The organism is Paenibacillus sp. RC73, assembly GCF_044908085.1.
Classification (GTDB): Bacteria; Bacillota; Bacilli; order Paenibacillales; family Paenibacillaceae; genus Paenibacillus; species Paenibacillus terrae_A.
In genome coordinates this window covers 117,842-136,132 of record NZ_JBIYCV010000001.1, presented here as the reverse complement: position 1 = coordinate 136,132, position 18,291 = coordinate 117,842, and the positions used below count along the sequence as shown (strand labels likewise).

At 46.9% G+C, this 18,291-nt stretch carries 15 protein-coding genes; 10 read left to right on the top strand and 5 right to left on the bottom strand.

Features of this window, described 5'->3' with window-relative positions:
• Positions 1 to 199: 199 nt before the first annotated feature.
• Both budA and alsS read right to left on the bottom strand, forming a co-directional pair.
• On the bottom strand, positions 200 to 946 hold the full coding sequence (gene budA / locus ABH897_RS00610) for an acetolactate decarboxylase (RefSeq protein WP_404580255.1): 747 nt from the start codon (positions 944 to 946) through the stop codon (positions 200 to 202).
• A gap of 161 nt (positions 947 to 1,107) precedes the next feature.
• Positions 1,108 to 2,805 (bottom strand): acetolactate synthase AlsS, encoded by a 1,698-nt coding sequence (gene alsS, locus ABH897_RS00605; RefSeq protein ID WP_283655741.1) that lies wholly within the window; start codon positions 2,803 to 2,805, stop codon positions 1,108 to 1,110.
• 614 nt (positions 2,806 to 3,419) lie between these two features.
• On the opposite strand from alsS, the gene uxaC reads away from it, so the two are divergent.
• The 3 genes from uxaC to ABH897_RS00590 all read left to right on the top strand — a co-directional run bounded on the left by uxaC (position 3,420) and on the right by ABH897_RS00590 (position 7,486).
• A complete protein-coding gene (uxaC, locus tag ABH897_RS00600; RefSeq protein ID WP_404590944.1) occupies positions 3,420 to 4,844 on the top strand; it encodes a glucuronate isomerase in 1,425 nt (474 codons plus the stop codon).
• Between the two features lie 150 nt (positions 4,845 to 4,994).
• Positions 4,995 to 6,395, top strand: coding sequence for an MFS transporter (locus ABH897_RS00595; RefSeq protein ID WP_283655743.1), 1,401 nt, complete (start codon positions 4,995 to 4,997; stop codon positions 6,393 to 6,395).
• 86 nt (positions 6,396 to 6,481) lie between these two features.
• Positions 6,482 to 7,486: a LacI family DNA-binding transcriptional regulator gene (locus tag ABH897_RS00590; protein ID WP_283655744.1), complete on the top strand. Its 1,005-nt coding sequence runs from the start codon at positions 6,482 to 6,484 to the stop codon at positions 7,484 to 7,486.
• 102 nt (positions 7,487 to 7,588) lie between these two features.
• Here ABH897_RS00590 and poxB read toward each other — a convergent pair whose 3' ends face one another.
• A complete protein-coding gene (gene poxB / locus ABH897_RS00585) occupies positions 7,589 to 9,313 on the bottom strand; it encodes a ubiquinone-dependent pyruvate dehydrogenase (RefSeq protein ID WP_404590942.1) in 1,725 nt (574 codons plus the stop codon).
• 273 nt (positions 9,314 to 9,586) lie between these two features.
• Here poxB and ABH897_RS00580 point away from each other — a divergent pair, with 273 nt between their 5' ends.
• The 4 genes from ABH897_RS00580 to ABH897_RS00565 all read left to right on the top strand — a co-directional run bounded on the left by ABH897_RS00580 (position 9,587) and on the right by ABH897_RS00565 (position 14,249).
• Positions 9,587 to 11,080, top strand: coding sequence for a tagaturonate reductase (locus ABH897_RS00580; RefSeq protein ID WP_404590940.1), 1,494 nt, complete (start codon positions 9,587 to 9,589; stop codon positions 11,078 to 11,080).
• Between the two features lie 17 nt (positions 11,081 to 11,097).
• Positions 11,098 to 12,597, top strand: coding sequence for a UxaA family hydrolase (locus tag ABH897_RS00575; RefSeq protein ID WP_404590938.1), 1,500 nt, complete (start codon positions 11,098 to 11,100; stop codon positions 12,595 to 12,597).
• Between the two features lie 131 nt (positions 12,598 to 12,728).
• Entirely contained in the window at positions 12,729 to 13,175 is a 447-nt protein-coding gene (locus tag ABH897_RS00570) for a GNAT family N-acetyltransferase (RefSeq protein WP_404519164.1), read from the top strand.
• A 216-nt stretch (positions 13,176 to 13,391) separates the two neighbouring features.
• On the top strand, positions 13,392 to 14,249 hold the full coding sequence (locus ABH897_RS00565) for a DNA-binding protein (RefSeq protein ID WP_283657840.1): 858 nt from the start codon (positions 13,392 to 13,394) through the stop codon (positions 14,247 to 14,249).
• Positions 14,250 to 14,438: 189 nt separating this feature from the next.
• Here ABH897_RS00565 and ABH897_RS00560 read toward each other — a convergent pair whose 3' ends face one another.
• Positions 14,439 to 15,329 carry a hypothetical protein gene (locus tag ABH897_RS00560; RefSeq protein ID WP_404590936.1) on the bottom strand — a complete coding sequence of 297 codons (891 nt, stop codon included), beginning with the start codon at positions 15,327 to 15,329 and terminating at the stop codon, positions 14,439 to 14,441.
• A 156-nt stretch (positions 15,330 to 15,485) separates the two neighbouring features.
• Between ABH897_RS00560 and ABH897_RS00555 the strand changes: the two genes are divergently transcribed.
• Together ABH897_RS00555 and ABH897_RS00550 are read left to right on the top strand one after the other, a co-directional pair.
• Positions 15,486 to 15,689, top strand: a complete 204-nt coding sequence (locus ABH897_RS00555) for a helix-turn-helix domain-containing protein (protein WP_404590933.1) — start codon at positions 15,486 to 15,488, stop codon at positions 15,687 to 15,689.
• 131 nt (positions 15,690 to 15,820) lie between these two features.
• Positions 15,821 to 16,633 (top strand): DUF3891 family protein, encoded by an 813-nt coding sequence (locus ABH897_RS00550; RefSeq protein ID WP_404590931.1) that lies wholly within the window; start codon positions 15,821 to 15,823, stop codon positions 16,631 to 16,633.
• Positions 16,634 to 16,747: 114 nt separating this feature from the next.
• Here ABH897_RS00550 and ABH897_RS00545 read toward each other — a convergent pair whose 3' ends face one another.
• Positions 16,748 to 16,885, bottom strand: a complete 138-nt coding sequence (locus ABH897_RS00545; RefSeq protein WP_404590929.1) for a hypothetical protein — start codon at positions 16,883 to 16,885, stop codon at positions 16,748 to 16,750.
• 255 nt (positions 16,886 to 17,140) lie between these two features.
• Here ABH897_RS00545 and ABH897_RS00540 point away from each other — a divergent pair, with 255 nt between their 5' ends.
• Positions 17,141 to 18,286, top strand: coding sequence for a glucose-1-phosphate adenylyltransferase (locus ABH897_RS00540; protein WP_283655752.1), 1,146 nt, complete (start codon positions 17,141 to 17,143; stop codon positions 18,284 to 18,286).
• The last annotated feature ends 5 nt before the right edge of the window (positions 18,287 to 18,291 follow it).

The window sequence follows — 18,291 nt, the reverse complement described above, 5'->3', positions numbered from 1 at the left end:
TAGACGAACTAAACCGTTTCGATCTAAATATTGCTGATTTGAAATCGTTCTTGGGATTTATGCAAAATGCTCTATTATAAAAGATCGCAGCCGGAGAGCATCAAGCATCTCTTCCAGGCTGCGATCTTTTGGTTTCTGTATGAGGTAGAATCTCATTTATAACAAATTCCATTGTACCTTGTTGAGTCATGCCCTGTGATTATTGCGCACCTTCAGTAATGGCGATTTCTTTCTCCAGATTTTCTCTGGACAGATTGGCGGTCAAATAATCCGGTGTATCGGGCAGGACGAGGTGCAGATTGGATTTTTGACAAACACGGATTGTGCACTTGTCGACAACAAAATCAAAGACATGCCCGCCTCCGGTACGTTCGTCGTTAATAAAGTGCAAATGGAACCCGGCCACTCCAATTCCTTGAGCATATGCAGGTGTCCAAAACCCGGTAATCACGCCGGAAGCGTCGTTAAAAGAGAAGGTGGGCTGTGATTTGGTCGCTTCGATAAAAGGTTTGTAAGGCTTCACTTGGTGAGGCACGGTGCGTGTCTTCACTTCACGAAAAGTGCCATCCATACGGAAGGCGTAAAACAGATTACGACTTGGAAACAGCTTTAGCAGCAGGGCTTCCAGCTCTTCACGATGCATGGGATGGTCAATAGTATATGTGAAATCTTCACGAAAAAAGGTGACAGTGGAAAAGGGAGTTGTCTCTTCCGGTTTTACACGATGGGCCGTACCGTCTGGAAGCAAGTGATAAAATTCGCCATCAAACGCAATCATCTCACCATTCAGTTGATCAAAGGTACCGAGCCCGAAATCCCCGTGCTTTTGCAGTTCCTTGAAGGCAACGACTCCGTCATAAAGACCATCCAATAAAGCGAGCATGGTGGACGTTTGGTAAATATCATGATCAGTTTTTTGCTTTGTTTCCAGTTCTGCAACGGTCATGGAAATACACTTCCTTTTGTGATTGTATGCATTTATTTTCTTTCTTTTTCAATAATAAACGTATGTTTTCAGTAATTAACATGAATAACTCAAAAAACTCATGAGAAAACGTTAAACTCCATTCAATGTCACGAATTCGTCACGTTTGGGTAACTGTGAAGTCAGTTTAACTGATTGGGCAGCAGTTTACGTCCCAATTGGATATTATCCTGATAATCAATCGGAATATCGACGACCACGGGGCCATCGGTATGTAGTGCCTGTTGCAATACGCTTTCCAGTTCTTCAGGGGAATGCACACGCAATCCGGTTGCCCCGAAGCTTTCGGCATATTTCACGACATCCACATCTCCGAATTCTACGCCGGATGTTCTGCCATATTTAATCTGTTGTTGAAAAGCGACCATGTCGTAGGTGCCGTCTCTCCATACGATGTGTACAAGTGGGGAGTTGAGACGTACCGCGGTTTCAAGCTCCATGGATGAGAAAAGAAATCCCCCGTCGCCGGAAATGGAAACGACTTTTTGACCGGGATTAACGAGAGTGGCAGCAATGCCCCAGGGGAGAGCTACACCCAGCGTCTGCATCCCGTTACTGAACAGAAGGCGACGCGGCTCATAGGATCGGAAATACCGGGCCATCCAAATGTAGTGGGAACCAACATCGCAGGTGACCGTAACATTATCATCAATCAGGCTGCGCAGAGTACGAATGAATTGTAATGGATGAATCAGATAGTCGTGCTTGCGGGCAGGGACGGCAGCTTGTTCGTTTAGATCGTGGCGGAGACGGTTCAGTTGGGCGCATGAGGTTTCAGACAGCTTTAATGCAGGCAATTCTTCTGCGAGACTGCGCACGATCAGAGCTATATTACCGATCAGTTCGTAATCCGGTTGATAATCATGGTCGATATCCGCCTGATGATCATCAAGATGAATGAGGGTTCGGTTTGCAGGAATGTTCCAGTTTTTCGGATCGTATTCAATGGGGTCATAGCCAATGGTCAGCACCAGATCAGCGGCTCCAAGGAGCATGTCACCCGGCTGATTGTGGAACAAGCCCACTCGGCCAAAATAATGGTCCTCCAGTTCGCGGGAAATGGCTCCGGCAGCCTGGAAGGTTTCAACGACAGGCAGATCTGTGTTCTGAATGAGTGCGCGGATGGCTGCTGTAGCTTCGGGAGTGCTGGCTTTCATACCGAGTAAAAGAACAGGTAACTTGGCATGGCTGATTTGGCCTGCTACTTGTTTGATAAGTCCGGCTGGTGCGGTTCCAAGCTGTGGAAGGGAAAGCTTCTCAATGGCGGTTACTTCGGATGACGAAGTCAACACGTCCTGCGGTAGACTTACAAAGGTTGCTCCAGGCTGTGCTGAGGTCGCAATCCGAAATGCGTTGGTAATGGCTTCTGGCACACTATCGGGATGCTCCACTTCCACACTGTATTTGGTGATAGGCTCGAATAACCCGGCGTTATCCATGGATTGGTGGGTGCGCTTCAAACGTTCGGATCTTGGAACTGCACCAGCGAGAGCCACGACGGGATCACTTTCCGCATTTGCGGTGACAAGTCCTGTAGCCAAATTCGACGCACCAGGGCCGGAGGTAACGAGACATACGCCCGGTTTACCAGTTAGGCGACCGACGGCAGCTGCCATAAAGGCGGCATTTTGCTCGTGACGGCATACGATCAACTCCGGGCCGCGTTCTTGAAGGACATCAAATACCGAGTCAATCTTGGCACCTGGAATACCAAAAATGTGTGTTACACCTTGTTTAATCAAGCAATCGACAACGAGGTCAGCTCCTTTTGTACCGGTTTTAGTATGGATAGCTTGCACTTTTGTGCTCAACGCGATCACCTCTTCTTTGGAATATGATAATGAATTACTTTCAATGTAAAACATTGGTTGTATATGACAATTATAATACAGAAACTGGTATTTTCAAGAGCAATATTTTCTGAAAAAGCGCGAAAATTCATAAAAACGTTTTCAAAGAGCGGTTCAAGAGGAAAAATAAAAAAGTGCATAGATTTGGAAATGAAGAATTTTCAAACCATGTCTATGCCCAAAAATAAGTGAGGGGGCGTATGTCAGAGTGACAAAACAAGTGTTGCGAACCGAGTCTGTGCAAGTCGGGCTATAGTCTGAAATAAAGTTGGACGGAGGAAACAGATCTGCCGAAGTTGAGGCCAGGTCTGTTTTTTTGTTCCTTCTCATGATAAAAATCACTTTCCTCTGCAAAGGATAGCGGTTACAATGTAATTGTTGTTAACGTAAACATTAAATTTAAGGAGAAGTAATCAAGGGTGATTCGACATACAGGTATCGTATTATAGCGGTATAATCTGATATAATCAGGTAACCTGCTATGCGTTATTGAATGCTATTACTGGATAGCAGAAGTATCGAATTCATTTTTGTTCACGTTAACAATTATCCGGAAACATGATTATAGAAGGGACGAATGAGCCATGACCAAAGCATTTTTAGACGACAACTTTTTGTTGAGCAATCCGACCGCTGAAATTTTGTATCATCAGTATGCCAAGGATCTGCCGATTATCGACTATCATTGTCATTTAAGTCCACAGGAAATTTACGAAAATAAAACGTTCAAAAACATTACGGAAGCATGGCTGTACGGGGATCATTACAAGTGGAGACTCATGCGGGCCAATGGAGTTGAGGAACGCCTGATTACCGGAGATGCGGAAGACTATGACAAATTTTTGGCTTGGGCCAAAACCGTGCCTACACTGATCGGCAACCCGCTGTATCATTGGACGCATTTGGAGCTTCAGCGCTTTTTTGGTGTCCGTGAGCTGCTGAACGAACAGAATGCGCCTGTGATTTGGGAAAAGGTGAACCAAAAGCTGCAAGGAAAGGGCTTTGGGGCACGTGATCTGATTGTGAATTCAAAGGTAACCGTTGTGTGCACTACCGATGATCCGACAGACCATCTCGAATATCATAAGCAAATCAGCAAGCTGACCGATTTTCCGGTGGTTGTACTGCCAAGCTTCCGCCCGGACAAAGCGCTGGAGATTAACCGTGAGACATTCCAGCCTTGGGTAGCTCGATTGGGTGAAGTGAGCGGACTGGATGTTTCCGGTCTGGAAGGATTTTTGAACGCGCTGGCGAGCCGGGTGCGTCACTTCCATGCTGTCGGAGGACGGGTGTCCGATCATGCGCTGGATACAGTCGTTTATGAAGAAACGACACGTGAGGAAGCGGCAGCGATATACAGCAAGGCGCTGGAGGAAGGCAATGTAACTCCATTAGAAGAGGCGAAATACAAATCGTACGTCCTGGTATTCCTTGGAAAACAGTATGCAGAGCATGGCTGGGCTATGCAGTACCATATTCACGCGCTGCGTAACAATAACACTGCCATGTTCCGGCGCTTGGGACCAGATACAGGCTATGATGCGGTTAATGACGGCTCCATCGCTCGTCCGCTGGCGGCATTGCTGGACGCACAGGAGCTGGCAGGTGGTCTGCCGCGAACAATTTTATATTCGCTCAACTCAGTTGATTATCCGGTGCTGGCAAGTCTTGCAGGCTGCTTCCAGTCCGGCGGAACAGCAGGCAAAATCCAGTTTGGCACTGCATGGTGGTATAACGACCATATCGAAGGCATGCTGGAGCAATTGAAGCTGCTCGCAAACTACGGTGTGCTGTCCCGCTTCATTGGTATGCTGACGGATTCCCGCAGCTTCCTGTCCTACACACGGCACGAATATTTCCGTCGGATACTTTGTGATCTGATCGGAACATGGGTACAAGAAGGCAAGGCGCCTGAGGATCTGGAGCTGCTTGGAGAGATGGTACAAAATATTAGCTACAACAATGCCGAGCAATATTTTAATTTCCCGACGGTTGTTCACAGCAAGTGATGATATACAGGATGAACTTGTAAATTCACATTTCAATAGATGCCCTTGCCTGGAGTATTTTCAAGCTCCGGGTAAGGGGGATTGAAAACAGAATACGTATTCATTAATAATGTGAAAATAATCACAAAAAAATAGAGGAGTGAGCAGGGTATGGGAGTGCCTATCGTTCAGGAGAGCATCCAAACTGACAACAAGACAGGTGAGCATATCAGCCTGAAAGAAAAGATTTCTTACGGTATGGGTGACTTTGGAAACGGATTCATGTTTGATTTGGGGCAGTTGTACCTGTTGAAATTCTTTACGGATGTAGCAGGCGTTTCAGCAGGAGCAGCCGCAGGTATTTTTCTGGTCAGCAAGCTGTTTGCTGCCATCTGCGATCCTATTGTCGGGTCCTTTGTCGACTATCGCAAGCATATTGGTCCACGCGGGAAATTCAGACCCTTTCTTATCGTTGGAAGCGTTCTCCTTGCTATTCTTACGGTTCTTACATTTATTTCGCCGAACATCTCACCAACGGGCAAGCTTATTTATGCCTATGCGTCCTATATGATCTGGGGGATTGGATATTCCATTGTGAATATTCCGTATGGTTCACTGGGGGCGGCTATTACGCAGGATACCATTCAACGTGCTTCATTATCTTCCTTCCGTCAGGCAGGCTCACTGGGAGCATTATTCGTAACCAGTGTCATCGTTATGCCGCTTATTTTGCTGTTTCCCAACCATCATGTGGGATATCCTGTTGTGATGGGAATCATGTCATTCATTGGTGTGATCGCTTTTATGATATGCTATCGGGGAACGAAGGAACGTATTGTTAGTCAGTCGGGTCCAAAGGAAAAACTCTCTTTTGGCGTGATCGTGCATACCTTTACGACGAACAAGCCTCTGCTGGTACTCGTTTTGATGACGATTTTTACCATATCCGCGTACAATATCAAGTCCGCGCTGCTGATCTATTTTGCCGAATATAATTTGGGGCATGTAGAATTAATGGCTTATATGAATTTTATTATTATCGGTTCGTCGTTGCTGGGTGTGTTGTTCTTGCCCAAACTGGTGCGGCGCTTCGGTAAACGAAAAACAGCCATGCTTGGGATGCTGGTCAGTGTCATTGCCGACTCTATGAACTTCTTTATGCCATCGAATGTATATATTTTCACCATTCTGGCCAGTATTTCGTTCATTGGTATTAGTATTCCTAACGGGGTTACCTGGGCCTTTGTCTCCGATATCATTGACTACGGTGAATGGTCATCCGGGGAGCGGAAAGAAGGGATTACCTACTCGCTGTTTAATTTTTCACGCAAATTGGCTCAATCCTTATCCGGCTTTCTTTCCGGTATCGGGCTGGCGCTTATCGGGTATGTCCCGAATGTGGTTCAAACCTCTGGAACGCTGCTCGGAATTAAAGCGCTGCTGTGTCTCTATCCTGCTGTTGCCCTGCTCATTGCCATGCTGGTAATCGGTAAACTGTACAAGCTGACAGACAGCAGACATGCAGAAATGGTTCAAGAGCTACAGCGTCGACATGCTGATAACCGCGTATAATTTGTGAAAGTCTTCTTTTCCGGGCGGCTCTTGTGGTATGGTGGGTATATAATTTTTTAGAGCCTCAGTAAAGAAAGGATACGTATATGGCAGCTACCATTAAAGACATTGCCAAATTGGCGAATGTTTCCCATACGACCGTCTCCCGGGCGCTCAACAACAGCCCATTGATCAAAGAAGATACCAAACGCAAAATTATGGAGCTGGCGGAGCAACTCAATTACATTCCGAATTTTAACGCCAAAAGCCTTGTCCTCCAGCGCTCGCATACGATTGGCCTGTTTTTCACCAGTATTTCAGAAGGCACCAGCTCCAGCTTTTTTGCGGACACCATCCGTGGAGTTAATCATGTCATTGGGGTGGATTACAATCTGTTTGTGGGAGGGATTGACGATTACGCCGATTTTTCGGCTATTCACCGCAAACGTTTTGATGGCATCATCCTGATGAGTCAGAGCGAGGCGGACAACCCGTTTATTTATCATGTGCTCGGTCAGGGCATTCCGCTCGTCGTGCTGAATCGGCAGGTGCCAGGGGCAGGCATTGTGAATGTCATTTCGAACGATAAGGAAGGATCCTATGCGGCAGTTTCTTTTCTCATTGAAAGCGGTCATGAACGCATCGCGATCATTGAAGGGGTAGAAGGCTTTAAGTCCACCCAGCAACGGCGCGAGGGCTTCATGAATGCGCTGATTGACAGCGGCAAGCCGATTAGGCACGAATATATTATGCATGGCCATTATGACACCGAAAGTGGAAGCCAAGCGATGAAGCAGTTGCTTTCCTTGGAGGAACCACCGACGGCGGTGTTTTGCTCTAACGATGATATGGCTATCGGGGCGATGAACGCAGTATTCGAGCACGGCTTAAAAGTGCCGGACGATGTCTCGGTCATTGGATTTGACGATATCGGCTTTTCGATGTATACGACCCCGCCATTAACGACGGTCAAAAGACCGATTGAGCAGATTAGCGCGCGTGGAGCCGCATGTATTTTGGAACGGATCCAGTCACCGTCGAACGAGGGCGAGATTATATTTATGGAAACCGCGCTCATGAAGCGGAAATCAACGGCAAACAGACAGCGTTAAGCTTTTTTTGTTGGAAAAGGGCAAACCATAAAGGGCAGGTTCAGTGCATGACGCGCTGTTCCTGCCCCTTTTTTATTCAAATATGTGCGAGTGTGGCGGCTTTTATCGTAAAAGATTCGTTTTCGTCAGTTCAACAATTTCGTCACCGCGCCCGTTCAGCACAGCTTTCATCATCCACAACGTAAAACCTTCAGCCTGTTTGAGATTAATCTTGGGTGGCATGGATAGCTCCTGACGATTGACCACTACATCCACTACTACAGGGCCATCGTGAGCCAATGCCTGTTGAATCGCGTCCTCCAGCATTGCCGGATCTTCGACTCGAATTCCCTTGAGACCCATGGCTTCCGCCACAGCTCCAAAATCAGGATTCACCAGCGCGGTGCCGTTTTCCAGAAAACCGGCTGCTTTCATTTCCAGCTCAACAAAACCGAGGGCGCCGTTATTGAAAACAATGACTTTTACAGGTAACTGATGCTGTTTCAGGGTAAGCAGATCGCCCATCAGCATCGTCAGACCACCATCGCCAGAGAGGGCAATAACCTGTCGGTCAGGCTCAGTGGTTTGTGCCCCAATCGCTTGCGGCAATGCACTTGCCATCGTTCCATGATTGAAAGAGCCGATAAGTCGGCGTTGGCCGTTCATTTGCAAATAACGTGCTGCCCATACAGTGGGAGTACCGACATCACAGGTGAAAATGGCATTTTCATGCGCGGCGTCACTGACGACCTTGGTGAGATATTGCGGATGAATCGGTATATGGCCCGGTTTACCAACCGCCAGTTCATCCAACTCCTGACGCACCTTGGTATAGTGGGAGACGGTTTTTTCCAAATGCTTGGAATCATGCTCTGTCGTTAAATGAGGAAGCAGCATTTCCAACGTTGCTTTTACATCCCCGCACAGCCCATATGTTAAAGGGGTGCGTCTGCCGAGGTGGGCAGGCTCAATATCCACTTGCAGCACAACTGCATTTTCGGGATAAAACTGTCTGTAAGGAAAGTCTGTTCCGAGCATAAGCAGGACGTCACAATCCATCATCGCATGGTATCCGGAAGAATACCCGATCAGCCCCGTTAAGCCTGCATAATAAGGATTGTTATACTCCAGATATTCCTTGCCCCGAAGGGCAGCAACCATAGGGGATTTCAGCTTGTCGCACAGTTGCATGAGCAATTCGTGGGATTTCGCACAGCCGGAGCCGCATAACAAAGTGATTCGTTTGCCTTTATTCAGGTACTCGGCCAGCCGGGAAATTTCCGAAGCTGACGGATGTACCACAGGTGCAGTGGGATGGTAGACATGTTCAGGAATAGGCGCCTTTTCAGCTGCTAAAGCTGCCACATCCCCGGGAAGAACAATGACGGAGACACCTGAACGTGAAACGGCCTGTTGTATAGCCATCGTAACGGTTCTTGGAATTTGTCGTGGAGTCGTAATGACCTCACAGAAGTGGCTGCATTCCCCGAAAAGATGCTCGGGATGCGTAGCCTGGAAATATTCGCTTCCAATTTCGTCGCTTGGAATGTGGGCCGCAATAGCGAGTACAGGTACCCGATTGCGGTGACAATCATATAATCCGTTAATAAGATGCAGATTTCCGGGACCACTGCTGCCAGCGCACACTGCAATGCTGCCGCTAAGATCAGCATCTGCCCCGGCTGCAAAGGCAGCCACTTCTTCGTGCCGCACATGAATCCATTCAATTTGACCGTCGCTGCGAATGGAATCAACCATATTATTTAAGGAATCTCCAACGATACCATAAATTCGCTTGACCCCTGCATTGACTAAAACTTCTACAATAGTATCTGCAATTGTCTTCATAGATGTTCCTCCTGCCTAGTAAGTAACGTTATCCTGCCCGTGCTATCTTGCATCTATTCTAATTAGCCTTAACCGCCTTGGTTCAGGTGCGAAACAACAGGAAGATAGTCATAGATCCGCGAATGGTTGCATAAGTTTATATGTTAACGTGTTCATATTATTGTCATTAATATTTTAAAAAACCAAAAATGTTGAGAAAACTATTTTGTTAACGTGTGCATTGTGATAAAATGTTGTTGAAATCATTAAGGTAATAATGGGAGGTTACTCCGGATGAAACAAGTAGATGAACTAGACCAACTAAACAGAAAAAACTTTATCGTGACAGAGCCGCATCCTGAGAGGGTGCTGCAATTTGGAGAAGGGAATTTCCTGCGTGCTTTTGTAGATTGGCAATTTGACAAAATGAATAAGCTGGCCGATTGGAATACGGGTGTTGTCATTGTACAGCCGCAGGCAGGAGGTCTCGTAGAGAAGCTTAATGAGCAGGATGGCCTGTATACGGTTATTCTCGAAGGGATGAAAGACGGGCAGGCCGTGAAGGAGCATACCTTGGTGGAGTGCGTCACCCGCGGGCTTAACCCGTATAGCTCAGACTGGTCAGCATATGAGGCGTTGTCCCAAAAACCGGAGCTGCGCTTTGTCGTATCGAACACGACGGAGGCAGGAATTGCTTACGGACCGGAGGATCGGCTGGAAGATCGCCCGCAAAAGAGCTTTCCAGGTAAGCTGGCTGCTTTGCTGTATAAGCGCTTTCAATTTTTCAATGGAGATCCAGGCAAGGGCCTGGTAATCATCCCATGCGAGCTGATCGACCGCAATGGAGATGCGCTCAAGGAAATTGTATTGAAATATGCAGATCAGTGGAAGCTTGGGGCTGAGTTTACATCCTGGCTGGAGGAAGCGAATACGTTCTGCAACAGCCTCGTGGATCGGATTGTGCCGGGTTATCCCAAGGACCGGATCACAGAGATTCAAGCAGAGTTGGGTTATAGGGACAGCCTGGTCGTTGTCGGTGAACAGTATCACCTGTGGGTCATCGAAGGACCACAATGGCTCAAGGAAGAATTACCTGCTCATCTGGCTGGGCTGAACGTACTGATCGTCGACGATATGGCGCCATACCGTACACGCAAGGTGCGTATTTTGAACGGGGCACATACGGCGCTTACGCCTGTCGCTTATTTATATGGCTTGGATACGGTAGGGCAGGCGGTCGAGCATGATGTCGTGGGTGCTTTTATCCAGTCACTCATTCGAGAAGAAGTGATTCCAACGCTGGATTCGCCAGCAGTGGAATTGAATGTATACGCCGATGATGTCATTGAACGGTTTCATAATCCGTATGTGAGTCATTATGTCATGAGCATTGCACTGAATTCGATATCCAAGTTCAAGACACGTAATTTGCCTTCCCTGCTTCAATATGTGGAGCAACATAAGGCATTACCTGTCAAAACGGTATTTTCGCTGGCGTCTTTATTCGTATTTTACCGGGGAAAGAGAGACGGCGAACCGATTGCTTTGGCAGACGAAGCGGAAGTGTTGACCGCGTTTGGCGAGCTGTGGAGCGGGTATGACGGAACACTTGCCGGAGCGAAGCAATTAACGGCACAGATACTGGGCAAGCAGACCTGGTGGGGGCAAGACCTGAACCAGATTGCAGGATTGGCTGAACAGACGGCACAGCATGTCTATGAGATTACAAGCAGGGGAATGAAGGAGACGCTGGATTCTCTAACGGGGAACAGCGTGCCCAGAGCATAAGCAAGGAGGAGACTGGAATGCTGGAATTCATTCAAATTCATGATCAAGATAACGTGGCTGTCGCTTTGCGTGATTACAAGCAGGGTGAGACGTTGGCGTGGGGAGCACATGGAGAACAGCGCGTGGTGCTGGCTGAGAATGTGGCGCGTGGGCATAAAATTGCATTGCAGGACATTCCAGAAGGTGGAAATGTGCTGAAATACGGATATCCGATCGGCCATGCCATTCAGTCCATTCAGGCAGGGCAGCATGTGCATACGCATAATACAAAGACGAATCTGACGGGCGTGGAGGAGTACACTTACAAGCCTAAGCCAGCGCCTCATTTATATGAACAGGAGAGTCGTACATTTCAGGGTTATCGAAGAAAGGACGGTCGCGTGGGGATTCGCAATGAGTTGTGGATTGTGCCAACGGTCGGTTGTGTGAACGGGATTGCCGAGCTTATTTTAAATCGTTTCAAGCAGGAAGCGGGCGATATTTCGCCTTTTGAAAATGCACTTGTGCTCAAGCATAACTATGGTTGTTCCCAGTTGGGAGACGACCATGCATATACGCGCACGATTTTGATTGATGCGGTTAAGCATTCCAATGCAGGTGGCGTGCTGGTTCTTGGCTTAGGCTGCGAGAACAATGAAATGAAGGAGTTTAAGGATGCCATCGGGGAATATGACCCGGAACGGGTAAAGTTTTTGCTTTCCCAGGAAGTATCGGATGAAGTGGAGGAAGGGGTACGGCTGCTTCATGAAATTTATGCGGCTGTGCAGGAAGATCGGCGAGAGCCTGTACCTTTAGCTGAGCTGAATATCGGGCTAAAATGCGGCGGCTCTGACGGCCTGTCCGGTATTACCGCCAATCCGCTGCTCGGTCGGCTGTCGGATTATATGGCTGCGCAGGGTGGTACGACGGTACTCACTGAGGTGCCGGAAATGTTCGGTGCGGAGACGATTCTCATGGAACGTGCGGCAGACGAGGAAGTATTCGACAAAATCGTGCATCTGATTAACGATTTCAAGCAATATTTTCTGGATTACAAGCAGCCGGTATACGAAAATCCATCACCGGGTAACAAAGCAGGGGGCATCACGACACTGGAGGATAAATCGTTGGGCTGTACGCAAAAGTCCGGCTCTTCCACGGTCACCGATGTCATTCAGTACGGGGAGCGTCTCAAAACCAAGGGACTCAACCTGCTCAGCGCACCGGGGAACGATCTGGTTGCTTCTTCGGCGCTTGCAGCAGCGGGCTGCCAGCTCGTTATTTTCACAACTGGACGTGGTACGCCTTTCGGTTCCTTCGTTCCGACGATGAAGGTTTCGACCAACTCGCCGCTGTATAAGGCCAAGCCCCATTGGATCGACTATAACGCCGGTTCACTGGTGGAGGATGTTAGTATGGAGGATGCGCTTCGCAGCTTTGTGGATTACATTGTCGATGTAGCCAGCGGAACCTGGGTGAACAACGAGAAGAACAATTTTAGAGAGCTGGCTATTTTTAAAAACGGTGTTACGTTGTAAAAGGATTACAACGAATGGGGAGGCGGAAGAATTCCGTCTCCCTTTTGGTGTTTGTTTGCCTCTTAATAAGTATGCTAGACTTACTGGAAAAGTTAACTTAATGAAATTTTACGAGTACGGGGGGATATGCAGTGCAGAATGAAATTGTTGCTTATCGGGAAGAAAATCATGATCAGCTCGTAGATATTTGGCATCGGGCTGTACGTCAGACTCACACATTTTTGACGGAAGAAGACATTCAATTTTACCATCATATCGTGCGAAATGGTGCACTAAGAGAAGTTGAGATTTGGATGGAATGGAACGAAACCCAAGATCCAATAGGATTTATCGGACTGGACGGGATTAAAATAGAGATGTTATTCGTTGACCCTAAGCGGCACGGACAGGGCACAGGCAGCCGTTTAATCCAGCACGCTGAAAAAATAAAAGGCAAATGCCTCAAAGTGGACGTTAATGAGCAAAACGAATATGCACACGCTTTTTACAAACATTATGGCTTTGTACAAACAGGTCGATCCGCACTGGACGGATCAGGGCGAGCACTCCCTTTACTTCATTTGGAGAAAAACAACTGAACGATTGAAGTTCACCAAATCCGTAAATCCCGTTTACCTCTGCTTAAATGGGATTTTTTCTCATAAAAAGCTTGCGGCATCGTTGGTTTTATGATATAACTTAATTAAGTTATAATTACGTAATTAAGTTATTTAATAATCGTTATTCAGAAATTCTTTGGTTTGGCGAACTTTCTATTTCGTGAATATGAAAAGTCGGACAAGGAGGTGGGGAGGGTGGATGATCTTGTTCACTCCGACATAACAGATTTAGATGTACTTGTTAATATGATTAAGCTGTCATTTTCGTTTAACGACGGAGCCAATATGATTGCATTATGTGATCATCTGTACGAGCGTGCCAGCCAGAAGTATCAGGAGTTACAGTTCTACAAAGCGCACAAGAAACCCGTACAACCCATACATACCAAACGTCCACTAGTATATTACTATGGATACAGTCATCTGATGAAAGGAATGGCCTTCCAGAAACAGGGCAAATATGATGAAGCCCGAGATTGCATCGAAAAGTATGCGGAATTGGGCTGGTTTAATGGTCTTGATCCTCAAGGGGAAGCGGAAATCGAATATTATCGCCATGCTGCCAAAGCCAATCTGTATGCCCTTGATATTTTGTCAGGCTGTTCCGAAGTGTTGCAAGAATACGTTCAATTCCTTCGGGACAATCCGGAAGAACTGTTACCGGGGCTTCTTTCCATCGTGGAGGGGGCATCCAGGCACGACTATTCTTTAGAGGTTGTGCTTGAGCCCTTTGCTGAACAAATTGACGATTTCAAATATCTCGAAGAGCCTGTGAATGTGTCTTATTATTTTCGCTTTTGCTATCAACTGTCTCTCTATTACATCAAGCAGCAGCAGTTCACGGTTGCGCTGGACTATATTCTGCAATCCCTCATGCTGTCAGATACCCTGGGTATGGAACATGAGCATGAGTTTAGGAAGTGTACCGCCATTTTTGAGATTTTCAGATCCCAAGCTACGGCAACACAGCAAGACCAATATATAACTATTTTAAAAGGAGTGTTAAAGGATGAAAAAATTGATTTCACAGCCTCTGTCGCTCAGTCTGTTTAGCTTGCTGGTGTTTGTTACAAGTCATGACCTCATTTCAGTGTTCTATCATGGAGCAAATCATTAATTGGACAGAAGTAAGCAGAAAAGAAGTTCTCCAGCAAGTAGATATTTGATGTAAAAGTATACCAGATAGCAAGTAAGCTCATTAGGAATCGGGCTTGCTTGCTATTTGGCGTCGTTATATGAAGACTAAGCAGTTGTAGGCTTATGCAGAACACCCTGCTCTGATGGATGCAATGAAATTTTCAACTGCTGGTAGGCTGGGAATGTTTCTTCCAAATGGTACGGAGCACTTTTGAATGCCGCATCCAATGCCCGTAGAAAAGAACCGACGAACTGCTCTGGAGAAAAGTAAATGCTTTGCCCGATCATATGAATGTGAAGCTCATTATGATCGCGGTTGCTCACCGAGAGCAATAATCCCTTACCCTGAAAACCCGTTTCGATTGCACGTACTTTATTTATGCTTGAGAGCAGCATTTCTGTTTTCAACGCACGACCCTGTTCCTCTATAAACACGGAAATCAGGCGTTTATCCGTCACGATCATAATTTGGTTCCCCCGAAACGTATGGGTAAGATGCACAAAATCTTTATACACGCCAATCGTCTGCTCATGGGGAGAGATGATCCCCAAACGTACAAACTCAGCCAAGTCGGCGGCATCAGGCTCCTGATGATTTTTAATCCGTTTCTTGATACTGAACTGAAGGGTCAGAATACCAAAGATGGCTACGACAAAAAGAACCATCCCGCCGCTAAGCACGGTGAAATTCAGGGCAATAAAAGCTCCTAGCAAGCATTGCACCCAGGTGATATAACCCAACTTTTGCTGAACGGTACGACGATAGTAGCGGAAGCGTTTTCCCGGTTGATATTCCACAGAAAATTTCGTCATCCCGCGCATAAGCATTAAGCTATAGATACATAAAATAGTAGCTCCAACTGTAATGAGGGCCATGAGCCACTCTTGAGCAGCTATGCCAATTAAGGCGCACAGCCCGCACAGGATGATCCCCGCCCAGCAGGCAACTCTTTTAATGCGAGTCTGTTTTTGAATCGAACGAACTAATTCATCCATTTTTCTTAATCCTCCTGATCTAGATGTATAGGTAATGATTGGAATAACATGTGGTCTTATCGTACCATTGGATAGTCTTTTTCGTAAATCAATAGATTGTAAAAAAATGCTGCACCTGTACTTTAGACACCAAAATCAAAAAAATCGGTATAACTTTTGGTATGTTATCAAAAATACGCTGGGCATCAGTCTGCTCAAGCTGGAGAAGCCAAAAAGCTGTTGGAGCGTCAAGGTGGTAAAATATATGAAATTGCGGCTACTGTTGGCTTTGATAATGCAAGGCATTTTAACAAGGTGTTTCGTGAGCTGGAAGGGATGACGCCTCAGCAGTTTCGAGTGAGGAAGCACATGGGTAATTAGAAGTAAGGAGGCGGAAAACTTCACTGCCTTTTTACCCTTATCCTGATATAATGAAAATAAGTATAACCATGGCCTTCAAACAGAGGTTTTTACACGAATCAGATGAATCGCCGGACGGAAGGGGAGAGCATGTGGTTATTTATGAAACGGACCAAGCTTATATGATGACGACGCAGCATGACCATGCCCATATTTCGGGTGAGTTGGCTTCACAGTGGGAAGAAAGTGCCTTTAAGAATCGACGGCACAAGCAGGATTTTGTATATGCAGCTCGGGAGCATGACCGGGGGTGGATTGAGTTGGACGCCGCTCCTTTTTGGAATGATCAGGTATCTGCACCCTATACATTTATTGATTTTCCACTCACTCCACGCTTTGTGTTCTATCGTCTGGGGATTGATGAAGTCGAGCAAGTGAATTCCTATGCCGCGCTGCTATGCAGCCTGATGTACAAGGAGCTCGTCGGACGGACCGAGCATAAGGATGCTCAGGACAAGCAAGTGGCGCGTGCCTATCTGGAGGCAGAGGAACAGCGTCGGCACAGGCTCAAACAGGAGATGTCATTTGGTGTAACCTTTGACCATCAGGTGCGGACGGATGTACGCAGAATGTTGTTCTGCGACGAATTGAGTCTGTTTCTGTGCAGCAGGGAACCGGGTACGCCTACCGCAGATTATGAATGGTTCGCTAACGGCTTAACCTTTCCGGCGGTTTGCCATAAATGCGGGAGGGTCCGGGCTGAGTGGCTGTCGGATCAGGCTGTGGGCCTTTCCTATTTCCCTTTTACTGGCAAGGTGAGAATAACCCATACCTCCAAAAAGGTAGATAAAGAGCAAATTCGTACAACAGGACTTTTACAGGCCTACCGATCCTCCGAATGGACGCATCGAACCTTTACCGTCGAACATATAATGGAAGTAGAAGAACATCAGGAGAATGCCTGACCTCTTCAAATACTGCTTCGAGCGGGCATTTTGTTCGTGGATGCAGAGGAAGTCAGAGCAGAGCCTCCCTGAATGACTATTCAGAGAGGCTCTCTTTTTTCTTGGATTAAAGCTTTACGATTTTGTAGATGTTCTCACGCGGTTGATCAAGGTCTGTGCCTTGTTCAATACCTTATTGCGCGCCCCTTTATTTTTCATCAGATACGCAACACCCATTCCCAATGCCGCTATGACCCATTTTTTATTCTTCATGATTCATGCCTCCTTATGCTCATGTTGTCATACGCTAACGATTTAAAATCATCCAAAATGTGAAATGATGAACGGGATTTCACGATTTAGTGCTTCATTGCGCCCGTTCCGCATAACTATGATTTTACCCTTTCCATCAAATCTTACCCGTCCTTCGTCCATGAAACGATTACGACTGCCTATTCACGTTTAATGGATATTATCAAGTATCCTGCCGCAATGGCTTCAGATGCACATGACAGGGAGGTCTTTGTTATGAGAAAGAAGGAAGTAGTTGCCATGCTGCTCGCTGGCGGACAAGGCAAAAGACTCAAAGGACTGACCCGTACACTTGCCAAACCGGCTGTATTTTTTGGAGGAACCTACCGCATCATTGATTTTCCCCTCAGCAATTGCACTCATTCCGGTATTGATACTGTAGGCGTGCTGACCCAATATGAACCGCTGGTGCTTCATTCCTATATCGGTGTAGGCAGTGACTGGGATTTGGATCGCCTGGATGGAGGAGTTTTCGTGTTACCTCCCCACGAAAAGGAGAATGGGAACAATTGGTATCGAGGTACGGCGGATGCCATTTATCGGAATTTGCATTTTTTGGATCAGTACGACCCGGAGCATGTACTCATTCTGTCAGGAGATCACATTTATAAAATGGATTACAGTCGCATGCTCGACTATCACAAGGAAAAGGGAGCAGACTGCACTATTTCCGTCATCGACGTCACGATTCAGGAAGCCAAAAGATTCGGGATTCTGAACGCCGATGATGATTTGAAAATATACGACTTTGAGGAGAAGCCGGAGCAGCCGAAAAGCACGCTGGCCTCCATGGGCATTTATTTGTTCAAATGGGAGGTGTTGCGCCGATATCTGCTGGAGAGCGCGAGCGATGCTGAATCCTCGCATGATTTTGGCAAGGATATCATTCCATTGCTGCTCCAGCATGGACGGTCGCTGTATGCGTACCCGTTTGCCGGGTACTGGAAGGATGTAGGCACCATTCAGAGCTTGTGGGAGTCCAACATGGATCTGTTGGCTCAGGACCCGCCGCTGGATCTGAATGACTCTTTCTGGCGCATCTATACCCGTAGTCCTAATCAACCGGCCCAGTATATAACCCAACGGGCTATTCTGAAAAACAGCATTGTGAATGAAGGCTGCGTGGTGGACGGAGAGGTCAGGCATTCTGTGCTTTTTTACGGAGTTGAGGTAGGAGAAGGGAGTGTTATTACCGATTCTGTCATTATGCCAAACGTCAAAATTGGTCGCAATGTTCGCATTCACCGGGCCATCGTGAGCGAAAACATCATTATTGAAGACAACGCGGTCATCGGATCTGAGGGCAGCTCGAATGAAATTGTTTTGTTCGATCAGGAAAGCCAGCTTCATGCACGAATATAACCCGG

What these genes read in the sequence shown, in the direction of transcription:
- ABH897_RS00590 (WP_283655744.1), top strand. Translation starts at nt 6,482, where the DNA reads ATGGCAGCTACCATTAAAGACATTGCCAAATTGGCGAATGTTTCCCAT.
- ABH897_RS00580 (WP_404590940.1), top strand. Translation starts at nt 9,587, where the DNA reads ATGAAACAAGTAGATGAACTAGACCAACTAAACAGAAAAAACTTTATC.
- poxB (WP_404590942.1), bottom strand. Translation starts at nt 9,313, where the DNA reads ATGAAGACAATTGCAGATACTATTGTAGAAGTTTTAGTCAATGCAGGG.
- ABH897_RS00575 (WP_404590938.1), top strand. Translation starts at nt 11,098, where the DNA reads ATGCTGGAATTCATTCAAATTCATGATCAAGATAACGTGGCTGTCGCT.
- ABH897_RS00545 (WP_404590929.1), bottom strand. Translation starts at nt 16,885, where the DNA reads ATGAAGAATAAAAAATGGGTCATAGCGGCATTGGGAATGGGTGTTGCG.
- ABH897_RS00560 (WP_404590936.1), bottom strand. Translation starts at nt 15,329, where the DNA reads ATGGATGAATTAGTTCGTTCGATTCAAAAACAGACTCGCATTAAAAGA.
- ABH897_RS00595 (WP_283655743.1), top strand. Translation starts at nt 4,995, where the DNA reads ATGGGAGTGCCTATCGTTCAGGAGAGCATCCAAACTGACAACAAGACA.
- budA (WP_404580255.1), bottom strand. Translation starts at nt 946, where the DNA reads ATGACCGTTGCAGAACTGGAAACAAAGCAAAAAACTGATCATGATATT.
- uxaC (WP_404590944.1), top strand. Translation starts at nt 3,420, where the DNA reads ATGACCAAAGCATTTTTAGACGACAACTTTTTGTTGAGCAATCCGACC.
- ABH897_RS00540 (WP_283655752.1), top strand. Translation starts at nt 17,141, where the DNA reads ATGAGAAAGAAGGAAGTAGTTGCCATGCTGCTCGCTGGCGGACAAGGC.